Source organism: Pseudomonas sp. W5-36 (assembly GCF_046540455.1).
GTDB lineage: Bacteria > Pseudomonadota > Gammaproteobacteria > Pseudomonadales > Pseudomonadaceae > Aquipseudomonas > Aquipseudomonas graminis_B.
Genome location: NZ_JAXCIQ010000003.1, coordinates 46,960 through 61,658 on the forward strand (window position 1 = coordinate 46,960; position 14,699 = coordinate 61,658).

General features: G+C 61.6%; 15 protein-coding genes and 1 riboswitch. Of the genes, 7 read left to right on the top strand and 8 right to left on the bottom strand.

The window, feature by feature from the left end:
* Positions 1 to 72 precede the first annotated feature (72 nt).
* Entirely contained in the window at positions 73 to 1,578 is a 1,506-nt protein-coding gene (mqo, locus tag SLW74_RS06100; protein ID WP_410928385.1) for a malate dehydrogenase (quinone), read from the bottom strand.
* A 734-nt stretch (positions 1,579 to 2,312) separates the two neighbouring features.
* Positions 2,313 to 2,546, bottom strand: coding sequence for a hypothetical protein (locus tag SLW74_RS06105; protein WP_065991801.1), 234 nt, complete (start codon positions 2,544 to 2,546; stop codon positions 2,313 to 2,315).
* A 221-nt stretch (positions 2,547 to 2,767) separates the two neighbouring features.
* Between SLW74_RS06105 and SLW74_RS06110 the strand changes: the two genes are divergently transcribed.
* Positions 2,768 to 3,349 (top strand): YajG family lipoprotein, encoded by a 582-nt coding sequence (locus SLW74_RS06110; RefSeq protein WP_065991802.1) that lies wholly within the window; start codon positions 2,768 to 2,770, stop codon positions 3,347 to 3,349.
* A 103-nt stretch (positions 3,350 to 3,452) separates the two neighbouring features.
* Here SLW74_RS06110 and SLW74_RS06115 read toward each other — a convergent pair whose 3' ends face one another.
* Complete coding sequence (locus SLW74_RS06115) at positions 3,453 to 3,656, bottom strand: hypothetical protein (RefSeq protein WP_065991803.1); 204 nt, start codon at positions 3,654 to 3,656, stop codon at positions 3,453 to 3,455.
* Between the two features lie 140 nt (positions 3,657 to 3,796).
* On the opposite strand from SLW74_RS06115, the gene SLW74_RS06120 reads away from it, so the two are divergent.
* On the top strand, positions 3,797 to 4,066 hold the full coding sequence (locus SLW74_RS06120) for a hypothetical protein (protein ID WP_065991804.1): 270 nt from the start codon (positions 3,797 to 3,799) through the stop codon (positions 4,064 to 4,066).
* Between the two features lie 4 nt (positions 4,067 to 4,070).
* Here the strand turns inward: SLW74_RS06120 and SLW74_RS06125 are convergent, their stop codons facing one another.
* The gene (locus SLW74_RS06125) at positions 4,071 to 7,169 is read right to left on the bottom strand and encodes an autotransporter domain-containing protein (RefSeq protein ID WP_410928386.1); all 3,099 of its coding nucleotides are present in this window, start codon (positions 7,167 to 7,169) and stop codon (positions 4,071 to 4,073) included.
* A gap of 170 nt (positions 7,170 to 7,339) precedes the next feature.
* Positions 7,340 to 8,503, bottom strand: coding sequence for a 1-acyl-sn-glycerol-3-phosphate acyltransferase (locus SLW74_RS06130; protein ID WP_410928387.1), 1,164 nt, complete (start codon positions 8,501 to 8,503; stop codon positions 7,340 to 7,342).
* A 215-nt stretch (positions 8,504 to 8,718) separates the two neighbouring features.
* On the opposite strand from SLW74_RS06130, the gene SLW74_RS06135 reads away from it, so the two are divergent.
* The 4 genes from SLW74_RS06135 (at position 8,719) to SLW74_RS06150 (ending at position 10,830) form a co-directional block, all read left to right on the top strand.
* Positions 8,719 to 8,901, top strand: coding sequence for a CPXCG motif-containing cysteine-rich protein (locus tag SLW74_RS06135; protein WP_065991807.1), 183 nt, complete (start codon positions 8,719 to 8,721; stop codon positions 8,899 to 8,901).
* The gene (locus SLW74_RS06140; protein WP_065991808.1) at positions 8,901 to 9,161 is read left to right on the top strand and encodes a DUF2007 domain-containing protein; all 261 of its coding nucleotides are present in this window, start codon (positions 8,901 to 8,903) and stop codon (positions 9,159 to 9,161) included. Before SLW74_RS06135 ends, SLW74_RS06140 begins: the two co-directional genes overlap by 1 nt.
* A 51-nt stretch (positions 9,162 to 9,212) precedes the next feature.
* Positions 9,213 to 9,857, top strand: coding sequence for an SOS response-associated peptidase (locus SLW74_RS06145; protein ID WP_065991809.1), 645 nt, complete (start codon positions 9,213 to 9,215; stop codon positions 9,855 to 9,857).
* Positions 9,858 to 10,011: 154 nt separating this feature from the next.
* Positions 10,012 to 10,830 carry a M48 family metallopeptidase gene (locus SLW74_RS06150; RefSeq protein WP_410928388.1) on the top strand — a complete coding sequence of 273 codons (819 nt, stop codon included), beginning with the start codon at positions 10,012 to 10,014 and terminating at the stop codon, positions 10,828 to 10,830.
* Between the two features lie 203 nt (positions 10,831 to 11,033).
* Here the strand turns inward: SLW74_RS06150 and SLW74_RS06155 are convergent, their stop codons facing one another.
* The 3 genes from SLW74_RS06155 to SLW74_RS06165 all read right to left on the bottom strand — a co-directional run bounded on the left by SLW74_RS06155 (position 11,034) and on the right by SLW74_RS06165 (position 13,929).
* Complete coding sequence (locus SLW74_RS06155) at positions 11,034 to 11,618, bottom strand: TMEM165/GDT1 family protein (protein ID WP_065991811.1); 585 nt, start codon at positions 11,616 to 11,618, stop codon at positions 11,034 to 11,036.
* 90 nt (positions 11,619 to 11,708) lie between these two features.
* Positions 11,709 to 11,828, bottom strand: a riboswitch (yybP-ykoY riboswitch).
* A 40-nt stretch (positions 11,829 to 11,868) separates the two neighbouring features.
* On the bottom strand, positions 11,869 to 12,867 hold the full coding sequence (locus SLW74_RS06160; RefSeq protein WP_410928389.1) for a methyltransferase: 999 nt from the start codon (positions 12,865 to 12,867) through the stop codon (positions 11,869 to 11,871).
* 96 nt (positions 12,868 to 12,963) lie between these two features.
* Positions 12,964 to 13,929, bottom strand: a complete 966-nt coding sequence (locus SLW74_RS06165) for a 2-hydroxyacid dehydrogenase (protein WP_410928390.1) — start codon at positions 13,927 to 13,929, stop codon at positions 12,964 to 12,966.
* Between the two features lie 88 nt (positions 13,930 to 14,017).
* Between SLW74_RS06165 and SLW74_RS06170 the strand changes: the two genes are divergently transcribed.
* On the top strand, positions 14,018 to 14,647 hold the full coding sequence (locus SLW74_RS06170; protein ID WP_122536168.1) for a LysE family translocator: 630 nt from the start codon (positions 14,018 to 14,020) through the stop codon (positions 14,645 to 14,647).
* Positions 14,648 to 14,699 lie beyond the last annotated feature (52 nt).

A 14,699-nucleotide genomic window follows, 5' to 3' on the forward strand; every position in this document is an offset into this window, starting at 1 on the left:
TAATGCAAAAAACAAAACCCCGCCTGATGTGGCGGGGTTTTGTTTTACAGCTTTCTTAGAGCAGGCCAGCGATCAGGCGAACGTTGCCGCTGCGCTGTTCTGCGCCAGATCCAGGCTGGCGTCGCTCTGGGCACTGACGCGCTGATAAAGCTGCGCATCGGTTTCCAGTGCCTTTTCCCGCGCCGGGAAGATCTCGTTCAGCTTGGCGGCCCACTCGGTACGGGCTTTGTCCGGGAAGCAGCGCTCGATCAGATCCAGCATGATCGAGACGGTCACTGAAGCGCCTGGCGAGGCGCCCAGCAGTGCGGCGAGGGAACCGTCCTTCGCCGACACCAACTCGGTACCGAACTGCAAGACGCCGCCTTTTTTCGGGTCTTTCTTGATGATCTGTACGCGCTGGCCGGCCACTTCCAGACGCCAGTCTTCGGCTTTGGCTTCCGGGTAGAAACGGCGCAGTGCATCGAGCCGCTGCTCCATCGACTGCCGCACTTCGCTAATCAGGTATTTGGTCAGGTCCATGTTGTCGCGGGCCACCGCCAGCATCGGCGCGATGTTGGCCGCGCGGATCGACAGCGGCAGGTCCATGAGCGAACCGTGCTTGAGGAACTTGGTGGTAAAACCGGCGTACGGGCCGAACAGCAGGGAGGTCTTGCCGTCAACGACGCGGGTGTCCAGGTGCGGCACCGACATCGGCGGCGAACCCACCGCCGCCTGGCTGTACACCTTGGCCTGGTGGCGCTTGACCACTTCAGGGTTGTCGCAGCGCAGCCACTGGCCGCTCACCGGGAAGCCGCCAAAACCCTTGCCTTCCTCGATGCCGGACATCTGCAGCAATGGCAGCGCTGCACCGCCCGCGCCCAGAAACACGAATTTGGCGTCGATGTCACGGGTGCTGCCGTTGTTCACGTCTTTGATGGTGACGGTCCAGCCGTCGCCCTTGCGGCTCAGATCGGTAACCCGTTTGCAGTATTTGACCTGCGCATCGGGTGCGCTGGCCAAATGCTTGAGCAGCAGGTTGGTCAGGTTGCCGAAGTTGACGTCGGTTCCGTGCATGACCCGGGTCGCTGCGATAGGCTCATCGGCAGGACGGCCAGGCATCATCAGCGGCATCCACTCGGCCAGTCTGGCTTTGTCTTCGGTGTATTCCATGGAGGAGAAGGCGTGGTGGGTACGCAGCGCTTCGTAACGCTTTTTCAGGTACGCCATGCCTTTTTCGCCCTGCACGAAGCTCAGGTGCGGAACCGGCGTGATGAACGAGCGCGAAGAGCCGAACGTGCCTTTGCGGGCCAGGTAGGCCCAGAACTGTTTCGAGACCTCGAACTGGGTGTTGATGTGAATCGCTTTTTTGGTATCGATCGAGCCATCGGCCGCTTCCGGCGTGTAATTCAGCTCGCACAGCCCGGCGTGGCCGGTGCCTGCGTTGTTCCAGGGGTTGGAGCTCTCTGCAGCACCGGAATCCATCAGCTCGACGACTTCAACCTTGAGGTTCGGGTCCAGCTCTTTGAGCAGTACGGCGAGGGTGGCACTCATGATGCCTGCCCCGACCAGCACTACGTCGACTGCTTCGTTATACGCCATTAACGCGTCTCCAAAATCTGCAGCACCAAATTGACGGCATGCGTTCCCGTGGTCAGTCGCCAGGTTCGGGCGGCGCGGTGTTCGCGCAGTGCCTCGTTCAACCTGGCCGGGATCGCCATGTCCGATTCTTCGCAATTTTTTGCATCTTCAGCGGACGCCACCGAACGAGCCTGGTTGATGCTTTTATGAGGCAAGCATGAACGCATTTTTCGGCCCGTGCAGCCATTCGACTATCGTCAAGGCGTCCGGTTGTGCAACCAAATCCGTAGCGGACAGGCTTCAGGCTCTTTTGACGGAGACTGCGTTGCGGTCGGTCCTTTGCAAGGGGGCTGGGTCAGACGCTAACGGTGCATTTACAAACGCGAAACTATTCATTTGCTTGCCACACTCTTGTGAAGTTGTGAAAACCCGTTTTTTTCACGCTCTTTTGGAGACGCGAACCTCAAAAAGGGCTGCGCGATGGCAGCTCTGGCAGATCAGGTTCATACGCGATGTGAGGCAAGGACTGGCGCAGGACGATCGAATGGATCGACGATCCGGCGTCTGCGCCGCGGCCACATCGGGCTGCACATGTCTGTGTGGAAGGCTCTCTGTGGGCGGTACGGAGGAGTCGATAGTGGTTATCGACGATGCTGCGAGGCCCGATCAGGAGACGTCCTTATAATCGGGGGAAGATTATAGCGATGAAACGGGCAGAAATGATCCAGGAAAAATGACTTTTATTCGGCTTTTGGTCAGATGCTGAGCATATGCCGGGCGGTAATCGCACGTGACCGGGAAGTCACGCGGGCGCTCGCAGGAAGCGGGCGCTGCAGCCAGCACAGGTTTGCCTCGTGGACCTCGACCCAGCCCTGACCGCAAGGCGTTTCGGCGCAGTGCTTGAACGCCAGGCAGATGCCGTGGGTGTCCAGACGTGCATAGTGGCGATGACGGCGGCGCAGCGAGAACAACGACCAAAGAAAGTCCATGGCAGGACTCCTTGCTGGAGAGTTGAAAAAAGTATGGCCGCCAGGCATGACACCGCTGTGACGTTGCGATTGCGCAATTGTGTTCATTTTGACCGCGGGAGCATTCCTGCCTGGCCGGAACCGCTGCAATGGCACTTTGTCGTATGTTTACCCTAGTGAGCGGCCTTGGGAGGTCGCTATACTGCGGCACATTTTGTGCCTTGGCCCATGGAGAAATGAGCATGTTGCGTCGCGTTCTGTTCGGTTTGCTTGCCGCTGGCAGTCTGACCCTGGCTGGCTGTGCCCACAGCCCGCAATCCCTCACCCCGGAACCCAAGCTGAACGCTCAACTGGCTCCGGTCGGTCACGGCCAGCAAGTGGTCGTGCGCGTGGTTGACGGTCGTCAGTCGCAGCAGCTGGGCACCCGTGGTGGCCTGTACCCGGAAACCAGTTCGATCACTGTCAACGGTCAGCAGTTGCTGCCAAGGTTGCAGGCTCAGGCTGAAGCAGGTGTGCGGTTGCTCGGATTCACGCCCGTGCCGAACGGCAGTGGTCCGCAGTTGACCGTCACCCTGGCTGACCTGAAGTATCAGTCGCCGAAAGAAGGCCTGTACGTCACCGAAGCCAACATCAGTTCCACGTTCCGCGCTGACGTTCAGAATGGCGGTCGTAACTACAGCGGCCGTTATGCGGCTTCGATGGATCAACGTTTCGGCATGGCGCCAAACGAAGAGACCAACACCAAGCTGATCAGCGACGTGCTCAGCGACGCCCTGACTCGCCTGTTCCAGGATCAGACGATTGGCCGCACCCTCGGCCAATAAGCTCAACGCCTGATGCTGATAAACAAAAAGCCCCGGTTTCGCGAGAAGCCGGGGCTTTTGTTCATTCAGCGGGAGGGCACTCGGGATCTTCATCGCGGCGCATTCAAGCCGCCTGATAGAAATCCAGAAAACTGAAACCGGTTTGCAGATCCACTTCCGGCAGGTCGTTGTGCGCATGGCCGCCGAGGGCGCAATACACCAGCCAGTGCCTGTCCTGGACGTTGAACGCCAGCGCGTCGATCAATGCTTCCTGTTCGTCGCTGGGGGCGATGAGGTAAAGGCGGTCCTGGTTGTGGGCGTGCAGCATGACGCTCTCCGTGGCGGTGGGTCGGTTTGAGGTCCCACACAGTGCCCGGTTCAGGTGACGTTAAGGTGACAGCGATTAGTGTGAGCGGCAGATCCAAACCGAGTCTGCGGCGCCCAAGAACCAGGCGCCATCGAGGCACCATGTCGCTTATCCATCACGCCCCCGGCATCGCCATCAACCTCTGCGCCTTGCTCGCTGCGGGCCCCGGCATCTGGCTGCTCCATACCACCCGCACTCGCGAGCAGCGAGAGATGGCCCACTTGCACCACCTCACCGAGCAAGCCCCGATCGACGAGCCCATGCACCTGATGGATGTGCCCACCTTGCGCATGATCCGCCTGAGCTATCGGTTCGGCACGGCGTGCCTGGCGTTCGCGCTGTTGCTGTCGTGGGTGAGCACCAAGCTTTGATCGCTTAAAAAGCCAGCGTCACCCGCGCATTCAACGTCTGATCCGACGCATCGTTGCTCACCTGTCCGTTGTAGCTTAGCCCGACACTCAGCGTGTCGCTCAAGCCCAGATCGACACCTGCACCAAGGACCGCTGCGCTGCGGGCAATCGGTGCGCCGGAGAGTTCGAAAGTGTCGCCGCCGCTGAAGGCCGCACGGCTTTCTGGCGTCACGTCGCCGTAGGCTCGACGCCAGCCCAGTGTCGCGTTGGGCTTGATCGCGACGGTGCCAGCGTTCAACCGCGTGGCGGCACGCAGGCCGAGGGTGCTGAAGGTAATGTTGTTGTCCTGAGACTTGTTCTCCAGTCTGATCGCGCTGCTGTTCTCATCGAAGGAGTCCGTGTCCAGTCGCACATGGGCGAGGTTGGCGAAGGGTTCAACCTGCGCGTTGCCCAGCTCGATGGCGTAACCCAGTTCGCCAAACACCTGATTGGTCGCTGCGTTGTAATCTTCCTTGAAACGCTCGGAAGCACCCGGCAAGTCCAGCGTGCGCTTGGCCGTCAGCTCGTGCCAAGTGCGAACCGCGCCGAGGCGCAGGCCCAGTTGGCCCCACTTGGCGCCCGCATAGACGCCCAGATGGTAGTTGTCGCTGTCAGTGGAACCGGAGGCATGGCGCAGGTCGAAGCTGCTGTTGCTGAAACCGGCCAGCGCACCCACGCGCCAGGTCTCGTCGAGCGGCACGTCAGCGCCGAACAACAAGCCGCTGGTGTGCGTATCGAGGCCCGAAACGTCACCGGTGCTGTCGATTTTGCCGGTCGCGCCGATGGCCTGAGTCCACACCACGCCACGGGAATCATCTCCGGCGAGGGTCTGCGTCGTGCCGCGAAGTGCCGGTGCCGACTGCGCTTGCTGCAAGCGATCGTTCACCGCGTTGCGCACCAGACGGCTGTCTTCGATCAGCGCGGACTGGGTCGACGCATGCAGCTCATTGGACAGCGCCTTGAACGTGGCCTGCGCGGTCGACGCGTCGTCCTGCACCACCTGACCCCAGAGCGCGTTGCCAGCCCCGGCGCTGTCCAGCCCTTGCGCGACGGCTCTTGCATTGCGGGTCGTCGCCAGGCTGGCGAAGGTCTGTGCGTTGCGGTCCAGCGTCAGTCCGACATCGGTTGCCGTGTAGTTCAGCGTCGGGGTGAGAAACGCGAAGTTTGTTTGCACATTGGCAAATGCATCGCTGACGCCGCCGGCGGCCGAGAGAATCGAGTAACGGCTTGCGGCCACCCAGTTACCGCCCTCAACCAGCGACAGCGTACTGTTATTGAGGGTCGCACGGCCGCTGGCGACGATGCGGTCGGCTTTGCCGTTGGCGTCCGATTCGACCTGGTAGACCGAGCCCTGAGCAAGGTTCACGTCACCATTGACGTTGAGCTGCCCGACCGAATTACCCGGTGCCACCACGCCGCCCTGAGCGACATTGATGCCGCCGACGGTGCCATTGCCGCCCAACGTTGCGCCTTGCTGCACGCTGACGATGGAGTTGCCCAGGTTGCCATTGACTGCCAGCCGACCCGCTTGCACCGTCGTTGCGCCGGACAGGCTGTTGTTGCCGGTCAGGTTCAGCGAGCCAACGCCCCGTTTGATCAACGCACCGTTGCCCGTGAGGGTGTTGGCGAGGGTGTCGTTGGTCGACTGATCGAGTACCAGCGTCGCGTTGTCGGTGATCGTTCCGCTGCCGAATGCCTTGGCATGGCCGGTCAGCACGCCACCGTTGATCACCGTGCCGCCCGAGTACGTGTTGTCGCCCGTCAGGATCAGATTGCCGCTGCCGTTCTTGATCAGCCCGCCGCTGCCGCTGATGTCGTTGCGCCAGGCGTCGATGGCGTTATAGCCGCCGAGGCTGGCGTCCATGTTGACCGTGACGTTGGAGTTGAACGCCGCATACCCATCGCCCGCTGCGTACAGATTCAGACGGCCGTAGCCCCCTGACTGATCGATCACCGCGTACCCGGACGTAATCTCCGTGGTCGCGAGAATCTCCCGGCGCTGAGTGGCGTCCAGGTACGGGAAGCGGGTTTCCAGCAACACTTCGGCATTGGTCGGCACCACGGCGGCCAGGTTGGTCGGGCCCACCGGATCGAAGCCATAGGTCATGCGCGAGGTGAACAGCGCCTTGTCCTGAGCGTGTTGAGACGTGCGATCGGTCGCCGGGTCGATGGTCGCCATGCAGTTGTTGACGTCACCGCCGCACTGCGCCGTGAAATAGCTGAGTGCCTGTGCGCGAGCATCGGCGCGCAGTTGGGCGTTGGCCGGGTTGGAGAGGTTATCGATGGCGAAATAGGTTGCGGTGATGCGCCCGCCCATCACATCGAACGGCGAATGCATGCCGGCCTCAATGCGGTTGTCGCCAATTTCCGAGGCGCGCAGCATCAACTCGCTGAAACGCTCGGGAATCGCGTAGGCCAGGGCGTATGAAGACAGGTACGCGGCGTTGGTATGGCCGCTGGGGAATCCCGAGTCGCTGGCTGGCGTGGTGCTTTCTGCCGGGCGCAGGGAGGGCGCAACCACAAAGGCCAGACTCTGGCCGTCGAGACTTTGCCGCCACGGTCGCGGATACAAATAGTGGGATTTGGCGGGCGTGGTCGAGGCATCGTTGCGCACAGCGCTGACCAGATCGACGACTTTGCCCAGTGCCGAAGACGAACTGCCTGCGCCGTTGCCTTTGTCGTCGTATTTGACGGTTTTGTTGCTGTCGTCGAACTGGGTGATGGTCGTGAAGGCTCCAGCGCCCGCTTTGTAGGCAGCGCTCAACGAGCCGAGGCCGCTGATTGCGCTATAGCTCTGGTCACGACGGTCGTCGAAGTAGGCGGCGGTTTCCTGGGCGAGTGTCCGGGTGTTGGCGCGGTCGACCACGATTTGCAGGTTGCGCCGTAGCAGACTCTGACCCAGGGCGGTGGGTGTGCCCGTGTCCCAGGTCGCACCGGTCGTCCACAGCGTGTCGAATCCGGAAAGCAGGTCGACACCGTTGATGGTGTCGTCTCCCGCACGGCTCGCTGCCTGAACCGACACGGCGAGCAACGAAAGTACCAGGGAAGACACCATCACATGGGCAACCGGTTTGCTGGATCGCATAGCGTACGCCTTCACTCGTTTGGATAGGCGACGACCTTAGCGAGCCAGTCTTACGCTTGAATGTGTCAGCGGTGACACATTTGTGAAGGCTGATATCGCCAAGGCAACGGAGGCGCACAACGAAAAACGGCGCCTTGAGGGCGCCGTTTATTCGGGGGAGGGAAGGGGGCTTAAAGCGGCAACCCGGCCTTCACTCTGTACTGGTTGCGGACCGGCATCGCGTATTGCTGAATCAGAAACGGACGATGCTCGGCAGGGCAGCCATTGAGGCGGCGCTGCCATTCGTCTTCGGCGCGGTCCAGCTCGTCCGCCGGAAACACGTCAGCGGCCTTCGGCACCTTCAGCGCCGGCTCGGCGTCGGCCCACTGCGCGTACGCCAGGTAATGCACCGGGAACAGCCGATAGCCGCCGAGGATCTGCCGATCCATTTCGATGGCCAGCAATTTGGTGTCCTCGAACAGCTCGGTGATCGGCGGGGCAAAGTTCACGTGCACGCGGCCTTTGTAGCCGGTGATCCCCAGCGCAATGCTGACGTCGTCCTCGCCCGGCACTTTGGTGTAACTGCCGGTGGTGGCGCGGATGTACAACTCCCGCGCCTTGGCGTGATCGCACGGATCGTACTCATAGCTGATGGACACCGGCGTCAGGTTCAACGACTGAATGACCTCGCCAAACGGCTCGTCCTTGCGGCTCATGTGGAACATCTTGAGGATGGCCGATTCGGTGCGGTCGTCGCCGTCTTTGGCGCGGCCCTCAGCCTGGGCGATCCAGATCGACTGGCAGTCATTGCGGATCGAATGATTGATGTACGCCGACAGCAACTGGTAGGCCGCCATCTTCTCCCGTCGCCCGATGATCGAGCGGTGCACGATGAAGCTCTTGTTCAGGCGCATCAGGTCGCTGACGAAGGGCTTTTGCAGCAGGTTGTCGCCAATGGCAATGCGTGGGGTTGGCAGGCCCGCGTGGTAGACCGCGTAGTTGACAAAAGCCGGGTCCATCACGATGTCGCGGTGGTTGGCCAGAAACAGGTACGCCACCCCCGACTTGAACTGCTCGACGCCGGTGTAGGTCACACCGTCAGTGGCGCGTTCGATGGTGTGGTCGACGTAATGCTCGACCTTGTCCTGCAAGGCCGCGACGGTATCGATACCGGCGAACTGGCGACGCAGCTTGCGCGCGATGGCCGGCTGCAGAATCCAGCCGAGGGAGCCGGCCAGACGCGGAAATCGGAAATGCGTGAGGATCGCGAGGAACGCCTTGTCACCCAGCAGCCGATCAAGCACGGCTTTTACTTCGGTGTCGTCGTACGGTCGGATGGCATCGAATTCGCCCATCATGCTCTCTTGTCGGAAACGGCTAAGGTAAAGGAGGTCGAGTCCGGTTGCAGCAGCGAGTCACGACACCACAGGCGTGGTGCCTGGGCGGCGGCCGCGCAACAAGGCGGCTTCGCTCAAGATGGCGACTCAGGCTGATGCCCGGATGCTGAGGAATAAAGCTCGACCCGCAAACAAGTCGGCGATTATACGCAAAACTGGGCCCGGAGACTGCGATGCAGGAAATACAGGATTACGACTGCCCTTATTGTGGCGAACCGGTGGAGGCGGTGCTGGATCTGTCCGGTGGCGATCAGACCTACATTGAGGATTGCCCCGTCTGCTGCCGGCCGATCGTCTTCAGTCTGCAGACCGATGGGGAAGACTGGTCGCTGAACGTGCGCAGCGAGAACGAGTGATGCGCAAGATTTATGAGCCCGAGCACCTCATGGAAGGCGAGCTGCTGCAGGCCATGCTGGCCAGTGAAGGCATCGAGTCCCACATCACCGGGCGTCATCTGTTGGGCGCGGTCGGGGATTTGCCGGCGTTCGGGTTACTGGGCCTGACGGTCGCTGACGACCAGGCCGAGCAGGCACGTCTGTTGATCACCGAGTACAATGCCGCCTTTCCGCTGCCCGGTGACGAGCCGGACAGCTACCCCGATGTGTTGCTGTGCTGAATCCGGTTCGCGCACGCCTCATTCGCTTTCAAAAAGAGTTGTGCTGAACCCATGTGTGGACGCTATGCGCTGTTTCGTTGGTCGCCTGCCTTTGCGGCCTTGCCCGGATTTCCGAGCGACCAGCAAGCGCAGTGGAATATTTCTCCTGCTGCCTCTGTCTTGATGGTCCGGGCAACGTCGGGCGAGGTCGAGGAGGACGCCGAGCGAGGGCGGGAGGTGGCGAGGGCACGCTGGGGGCTGACGCCGCCCTGGTTGACCGATATGTCGCGCACACCCGCCCACGCCCGCGCTGAAACCGTGGCCGAGCAACCGATGTTCAAGCAGGCCTTTCGGGAGCGACGCTGCCTGCTCCCGGCCAACGGCTTCTATGAATGGCGCGGCAGCGTGCGCAAACGGCCGTTCTGGCTGACGCCGGCCGAAGGATCGACGCTGTATTTTGCGGCGATCTGGGAAGCCTATCCCGTGGAAGGCCATACCTACCTGAGCGTTGCCGTGGTCACGCAGTCGGCCATGAACCAGCGCCGACCGTTGATTCTCGACGAGGAAGGTCAGCGCGCCTGGCTTGATCCGGACTGCCCGCTGATCACCTTGCAATCATTGCTCGCCGCCCCGCAGACGCAACTGCGCGAACGGCCTCTGGCCAATCTGGTGAATGATCCGAAGCTCAACGCCCCGGAATGCCTGACGCCCTTGTAGTGCTGTCTCTACCGGGGTGAGTCGCGATCCGGATATTTCTTTCCTGTTACACGCCTGGGTTTTCTTGCGCCTTTTCACATGGCAGACGGCTGGCATCTGGTGCTCGGCGTGCGTATTGCCTAGGATGGCGCGATTGTTTCAATGGAGATACGAAATGCGCGGGATTTTTGCTCTTTGTGGTGTGACGGCAGCTTTGTTGATCTCCGGCTGTCAGGCGGTCAATACCACCACCGGCGATTCGGTGGGTGTCGAGCGCAAGCAATACATGTTCAGCATGCTGTCGACTGACGAAGTCAACAAGATGTACGCCCAGTCGTATCAGCAGACGGTCAGCGAAGCCACGTCCAAAGGCGTGCTCGACAACGGCAGCGCCGAGGGCAAGCGCGTGCAGGCCATCGCCAAGCGGCTGATTGCTCAGGCGCCGAAATTGCGGCCCGACGCGGCGCAGTGGCAGTGGGATGTAAACCTGATCAAAAGCGATGAGCTGAACGCCAACTGCGGTCCGGGCGGCAAAATCATCGTGTACAGCGGCCTGATCGATACGTTGAAGCTCAGCGATGACGAACTGGCGGCGGTCATGGGCCACGAAATCGCCCACGCTTTGCGTGAACACGGTCGTGAAGCCATGTCCAAGGCCTACGGTGTGCAGATGGCGAAGCAGGGCGCCGGTGCCTTATTGGGGTTGGGGCAGGACAGTCTGGCGTTGGCCGACACCGTGGTCGACTACAGCCTGACACTGCCGAACAGCCGCGCGAATGAAAACGAAGCGGACTTGCTGGGCCTCGAACTGGCGGCTCGCGCCGGTTACAACCCGAACGCCGCGATCACGCTGTGGCAGAAGATGGAAGCTCAGGGCGGCGCGTCGCAGCCTGAATTCATGAGCACCCACCCGGCCTCGTCGAACCGGATCGCCTCGTTGCAGGCAGCGATCCCGAAAGTGATGCCGTTGTGTCAGCAGGCCCCGAAGGGCTGATCAGCGCCAGATCCCTCTGGCAGACACGGTGTCATGGGGAGCGAGCGTGCTCGCGAAGAGGTCGGGACATTCGCTGCATCTCAGCGCCTGGAACGCCGTCTTCGTGAGCAAGCTCACTCCCACATGGATTGAGCTTGCTGCACGACAGCGCGGCGTCCAGATGTCGGGAAGTCTCCCACTGGCTTTCTAGATCGTGGATCGGCCTACACCCAGCCGCTGATCTGCATCGCCTTGTACACCGCAACGATCGCCAGAATGAAAAATGCCCCTGCTGCCAGACGACGAATCAGCGTCAGCGGCAGTTTCTCCGCAGCGAAATTCCCCGCCAGCACTACCGGCACGTTGGCCAGCAACATGCCCAGCGTCGTGCCCAGGATCACCAGCCACAAGCTTGGGTACTGCGCCGCCAGCATGACGGTCGCGATCTGCGTCTTGTCGCCGATTTCTGCAATGAAAAACGCGATCAGCGTGGTCAGGAAGGGGCCGTACTTGCGCCCGGTACTGGCTTCATCGTCGTCCAGCTTGTCCGGAACCAGCGTCCACAGCGCGGTGGCGGTGAAGCTGGCAGCCAGGATCCAGTGCAGGACGGCGTCTGAAAGGTAGCTGCTGAACCATGCGCCAACGGCACCGGCTGCGGCGTGGTTGGCCAGCGTGGCGGCGACAATCCCGGCGATGATGGGCCAGGGTTTGCGGAAGCGAGCGGCGAGCACGAGCGCGAGGAGTTGGGTCTTGTCACCGATTTCAGCCAGTGCGACGACGGTGGTGGGGACCAACAGGGATTCCAGCATCAGGGTTTTCCTAAGGGGCGGGTCAACACGGCTATGACACGTACAACCTCCCCGCCCCGGGTCAGGATGTTCGTGTCATAGGTCTTGTCAAACCACCGATCCGTCTGAGCGGATCTGGGGTCGCACGCACCATGGTCTGAGGACCAAGTATGTTGATGCGTGCCGGACGAGCATGGCGCTCGTGGGAGACTACTCCCCTAGGACGGAGCGGATTCTGCCTACACGTCTCGTGTTCGGCAAGCGCTAATTATCACGCACGTTTCGCGCGGTAAATCCGAAAACCCTGGCCCTCGGCCATGATCGCGCAAGGCCCCAGATGCGACTCGATGATCGGCTGATAGCGCAGGAAGCTATTGGCAACCAAGCGCAGTTCGCCACCTTTTCTCAGATGTTCGCGTGCTTTTTTAAGCAGATTTTCAGTCGCGGCGTAGTCGGTATGTACGCCGGTATGAAACGGCGGATTGGTCAAAATCGCGTCCAGGTCGTGCGGCGCGGCGTCGATTCCGTTGCCCGTCAGCACGTCGGCTTCGAGGCCATTGGCAGCCAGGGTCATGCGGCTGCTGGCGGTGGCGAACGCATCGACGTCCAGCATCGTTACGCGTGTTTCGGGGTAGCGGCGTTTCACCGCCGCGCCGAGAACGCCCGCCCCGCAGCCGAAGTCCAGCAGATGGCCAGCGGGAAGCCGATCAATGTTCTCCAGCAGCAGAGCCGAACCCCGGTCCAGACGGCCGTGGCTGAACACGCCCGGCAGACTCACCACCTTCAACGCGCCGCCTTCGATTTCAATGTCGAAACGTTTGGCCAGGCTGTCGAGTTCAACGGCTGGCGGAGGCGTTTCGACGGTGACTTGCCAGAGCTGGCAATGACGCGCGCTGTCGAGCTTGCGCGTGCGCCCGAACGGGCTCAGCTGGCGGGCCGCGGCTTCAATGCCGCCGCGTTTTTCACCGACCAGAAACAGCTCACGTCCGGCCAGACGCGAAGCGAGCGCGTTGATGAGGTAATCGGCGAGGTCGCGGGCCTTGGGCAAAAACAGCACCGCCGCTTCAAAGGGTTCGGCCGGTGCTTCGGTGCCGAAGTGCACGCGCTCGGGAAACCGCCTACCGAGGGTGTCGAAGTCGCCAGCGTGCCAGCTCCAGCCACGTGCATTGGGCAGCGTGCCCAGTAAGTCGTCGGCGGGGAGGCCGGTCAGCAACAAGGAGCCCTGAAACAAATCGGCCTGCCGGAGTAACACTTCACTGCGCGGGTCCATCGTCGGCTCCTTAAAAAAAGGGCGAAGTTTAACAGGCCTGCCGCGCCGCGCACGTGCCCTGTGCAACGGAGTGGCGGGCCTGCAAAGCGCTGCGTGTCAGCTCACGACCCGAACGGGGTCGCCTGCATAAAACGCCAAAGCGTTTTCGTTGATCTGGCCGACGATGCGCTGCCGCGCTTCCTGACTGCCCCAGGCGCTGTGGGGCGTGATGATCAATCGCGGAATATCGCCCGACAGCAGCGGATTGCCGTTGACCGGTGGCTCGACCGTCAGCACGTCGGTGGCCGCGCCGCCGAGATGACCGTTGCGCAGGGCATCGGCCAGTGCCGGCTCGTTGATCAAGCCGCCGCGAGCGGTGTTGACGATGAAGGCTTTGGGTTTGAGCAAGCTCAGCTCGTGGGCGCCAATCATGTCCCGGGTGTGCTCGTTGAGTGGGCAATGCAGGGTGAGGGCGTCGACCTGTGGCAGCAGCTCATTCAGTGGCACGCGATCAGGGCGGGCAGGACGACCGGGAATCTGACCCGACAGCACGCGCATGCCGAAAGCTTCCGCCAGCTTCGCGACGGCGCCGCCCAGTTCGCCATGGCCCAGTAGCCCCAGTGTCTTGCCTTCCAGCTCGACGATGGGGAAGTCCAGCAAGCAGAACTGCTTCGATTTTTGCCACTGGCCCTGTTGAATCGCTTTTTGATAGTCAGGCAAGCGGGTGGCCATCGCCAGCAGCAACATCATTGCGTGTTGAGCTACGGAAGGCGTGCCATAGCCCTGACAATTGCTCACCACCACGCCGTGTTTACGCGCGGCATCGAGGTCGATATTGTTGACCCCGGTGGCCGTCACCAGCACCAGTTTCAACTTCGGGCAGGCGGCGAACGTGTCGGCATCAATCATGATCTTGTTGGAAATGGCCACGTCGGCGTCCTTCAAGCGCTCGGCCACCTGATCGGCCGTGGTGCTCGCGTGCAGCACCAGTTCGCTGAAGGTTTCACGCCACGGCGCGAGGTCGAGATCCCCCAGATCCAGAGAGGTGTGATCCAGGAAAACTGCTCGGCGTTGACTGGGCATCAGCTGTACCTTTTGCTCGGTGGGTGGGAAGCGTAATGTGACGAGCCTACCAGAGCCTGCCGCTCGCCATAACGCCTGGAGAACTTCAATGTACTGGCCCGAATTCTTAACCGTTGCGCTGATTCACCTGCTGGCCGTCGCCAGTCCCGGACCGGACTTTGCGGTCGTGGTGCGCGAGAGCGTGACCCACGGGCGCAAGGCCGGCACCTACACCGCCATGGGTGTGGGCACCGCGATTTTCCTGCACGTCGGCTATTCGCTGCTGGGGATTGGCTTGATCGTTTCGCAGTCCATCGTCCTGTTCAATGCCTTGAAATGGGCGGCAGCGGCGTACCTGATTTACATCGGCATCAAAGCGCTGCGGGCAAAACCTGCGAGCGCATCGGATGCGCCCGTGGACATCGCCAAGGGCGAGCGCACCGCGCGGGGCGCCTTCACGGCCGGGTTCGTCACCAACGGCCTGAACCCGAAAGCGACGCTGTTTTTTCTGTCGCTGTTCACCGTCGTGATCAACCCGCACACGCCGATGTTGGTTCAGGCGGGCTACGGGGTTTACCTGGCATTCGCGACCGGCGCGTGGTTTTGCCTGGTGGCACGCCTGTTCAGCCAGCCCCGGGTGCGCGCGGGCTTTGCGCGGATGGGTCACTGGTTTGATCGGGCGATGGGTGGTGTGCTGGTTGCGCTGGGCTTGAAGCTGGCGTTGACGGAAATGCATTGATTTTGGGTTTAGTGAAGTACCACAGTTAAAGGAATTAGATTGGGTACTACCT

Bases quoted from the DNA above. Each gene is read 5' to 3' on its own strand.
- SLW74_RS06170 (WP_122536168.1), top strand. From the start codon at position 14,018: ATGTACTGGCCCGAATTCTTAACCGTTGCGCTGATTCACCTGCTGGCC.
- SLW74_RS06120 (WP_065991804.1), top strand. From the start codon at position 3,797: ATGTCGCTTATCCATCACGCCCCCGGCATCGCCATCAACCTCTGCGCC.
- SLW74_RS06155 (WP_065991811.1), bottom strand. From the start codon at position 11,618: ATGCTGGAATCCCTGTTGGTCCCCACCACCGTCGTCGCACTGGCTGAA.
- SLW74_RS06165 (WP_410928390.1), bottom strand. From the start codon at position 13,929: ATGCCCAGTCAACGCCGAGCAGTTTTCCTGGATCACACCTCTCTGGAT.
- SLW74_RS06135 (WP_065991807.1), top strand. From the start codon at position 8,719: ATGCAGGAAATACAGGATTACGACTGCCCTTATTGTGGCGAACCGGTG.
- SLW74_RS06125 (WP_410928386.1), bottom strand. From the start codon at position 7,169: ATGCGATCCAGCAAACCGGTTGCCCATGTGATGGTGTCTTCCCTGGTA.
- SLW74_RS06145 (WP_065991809.1), top strand. From the start codon at position 9,213: ATGTGTGGACGCTATGCGCTGTTTCGTTGGTCGCCTGCCTTTGCGGCC.
- SLW74_RS06105 (WP_065991801.1), bottom strand. From the start codon at position 2,546: ATGGACTTTCTTTGGTCGTTGTTCTCGCTGCGCCGCCGTCATCGCCAC.
- SLW74_RS06140 (WP_065991808.1), top strand. From the start codon at position 8,901: ATGCGCAAGATTTATGAGCCCGAGCACCTCATGGAAGGCGAGCTGCTG.
- SLW74_RS06110 (WP_065991802.1), top strand. From the start codon at position 2,768: ATGTTGCGTCGCGTTCTGTTCGGTTTGCTTGCCGCTGGCAGTCTGACC.
- SLW74_RS06130 (WP_410928387.1), bottom strand. From the start codon at position 8,503: ATGGGCGAATTCGATGCCATCCGACCGTACGACGACACCGAAGTAAAA.
- SLW74_RS06150 (WP_410928388.1), top strand. From the start codon at position 10,012: ATGCGCGGGATTTTTGCTCTTTGTGGTGTGACGGCAGCTTTGTTGATC.
- mqo (WP_410928385.1), bottom strand. From the start codon at position 1,578: ATGGCGTATAACGAAGCAGTCGACGTAGTGCTGGTCGGGGCAGGCATC.
- SLW74_RS06160 (WP_410928389.1), bottom strand. From the start codon at position 12,867: ATGGACCCGCGCAGTGAAGTGTTACTCCGGCAGGCCGATTTGTTTCAG.
- SLW74_RS06115 (WP_065991803.1), bottom strand. From the start codon at position 3,656: ATGCTGCACGCCCACAACCAGGACCGCCTTTACCTCATCGCCCCCAGC.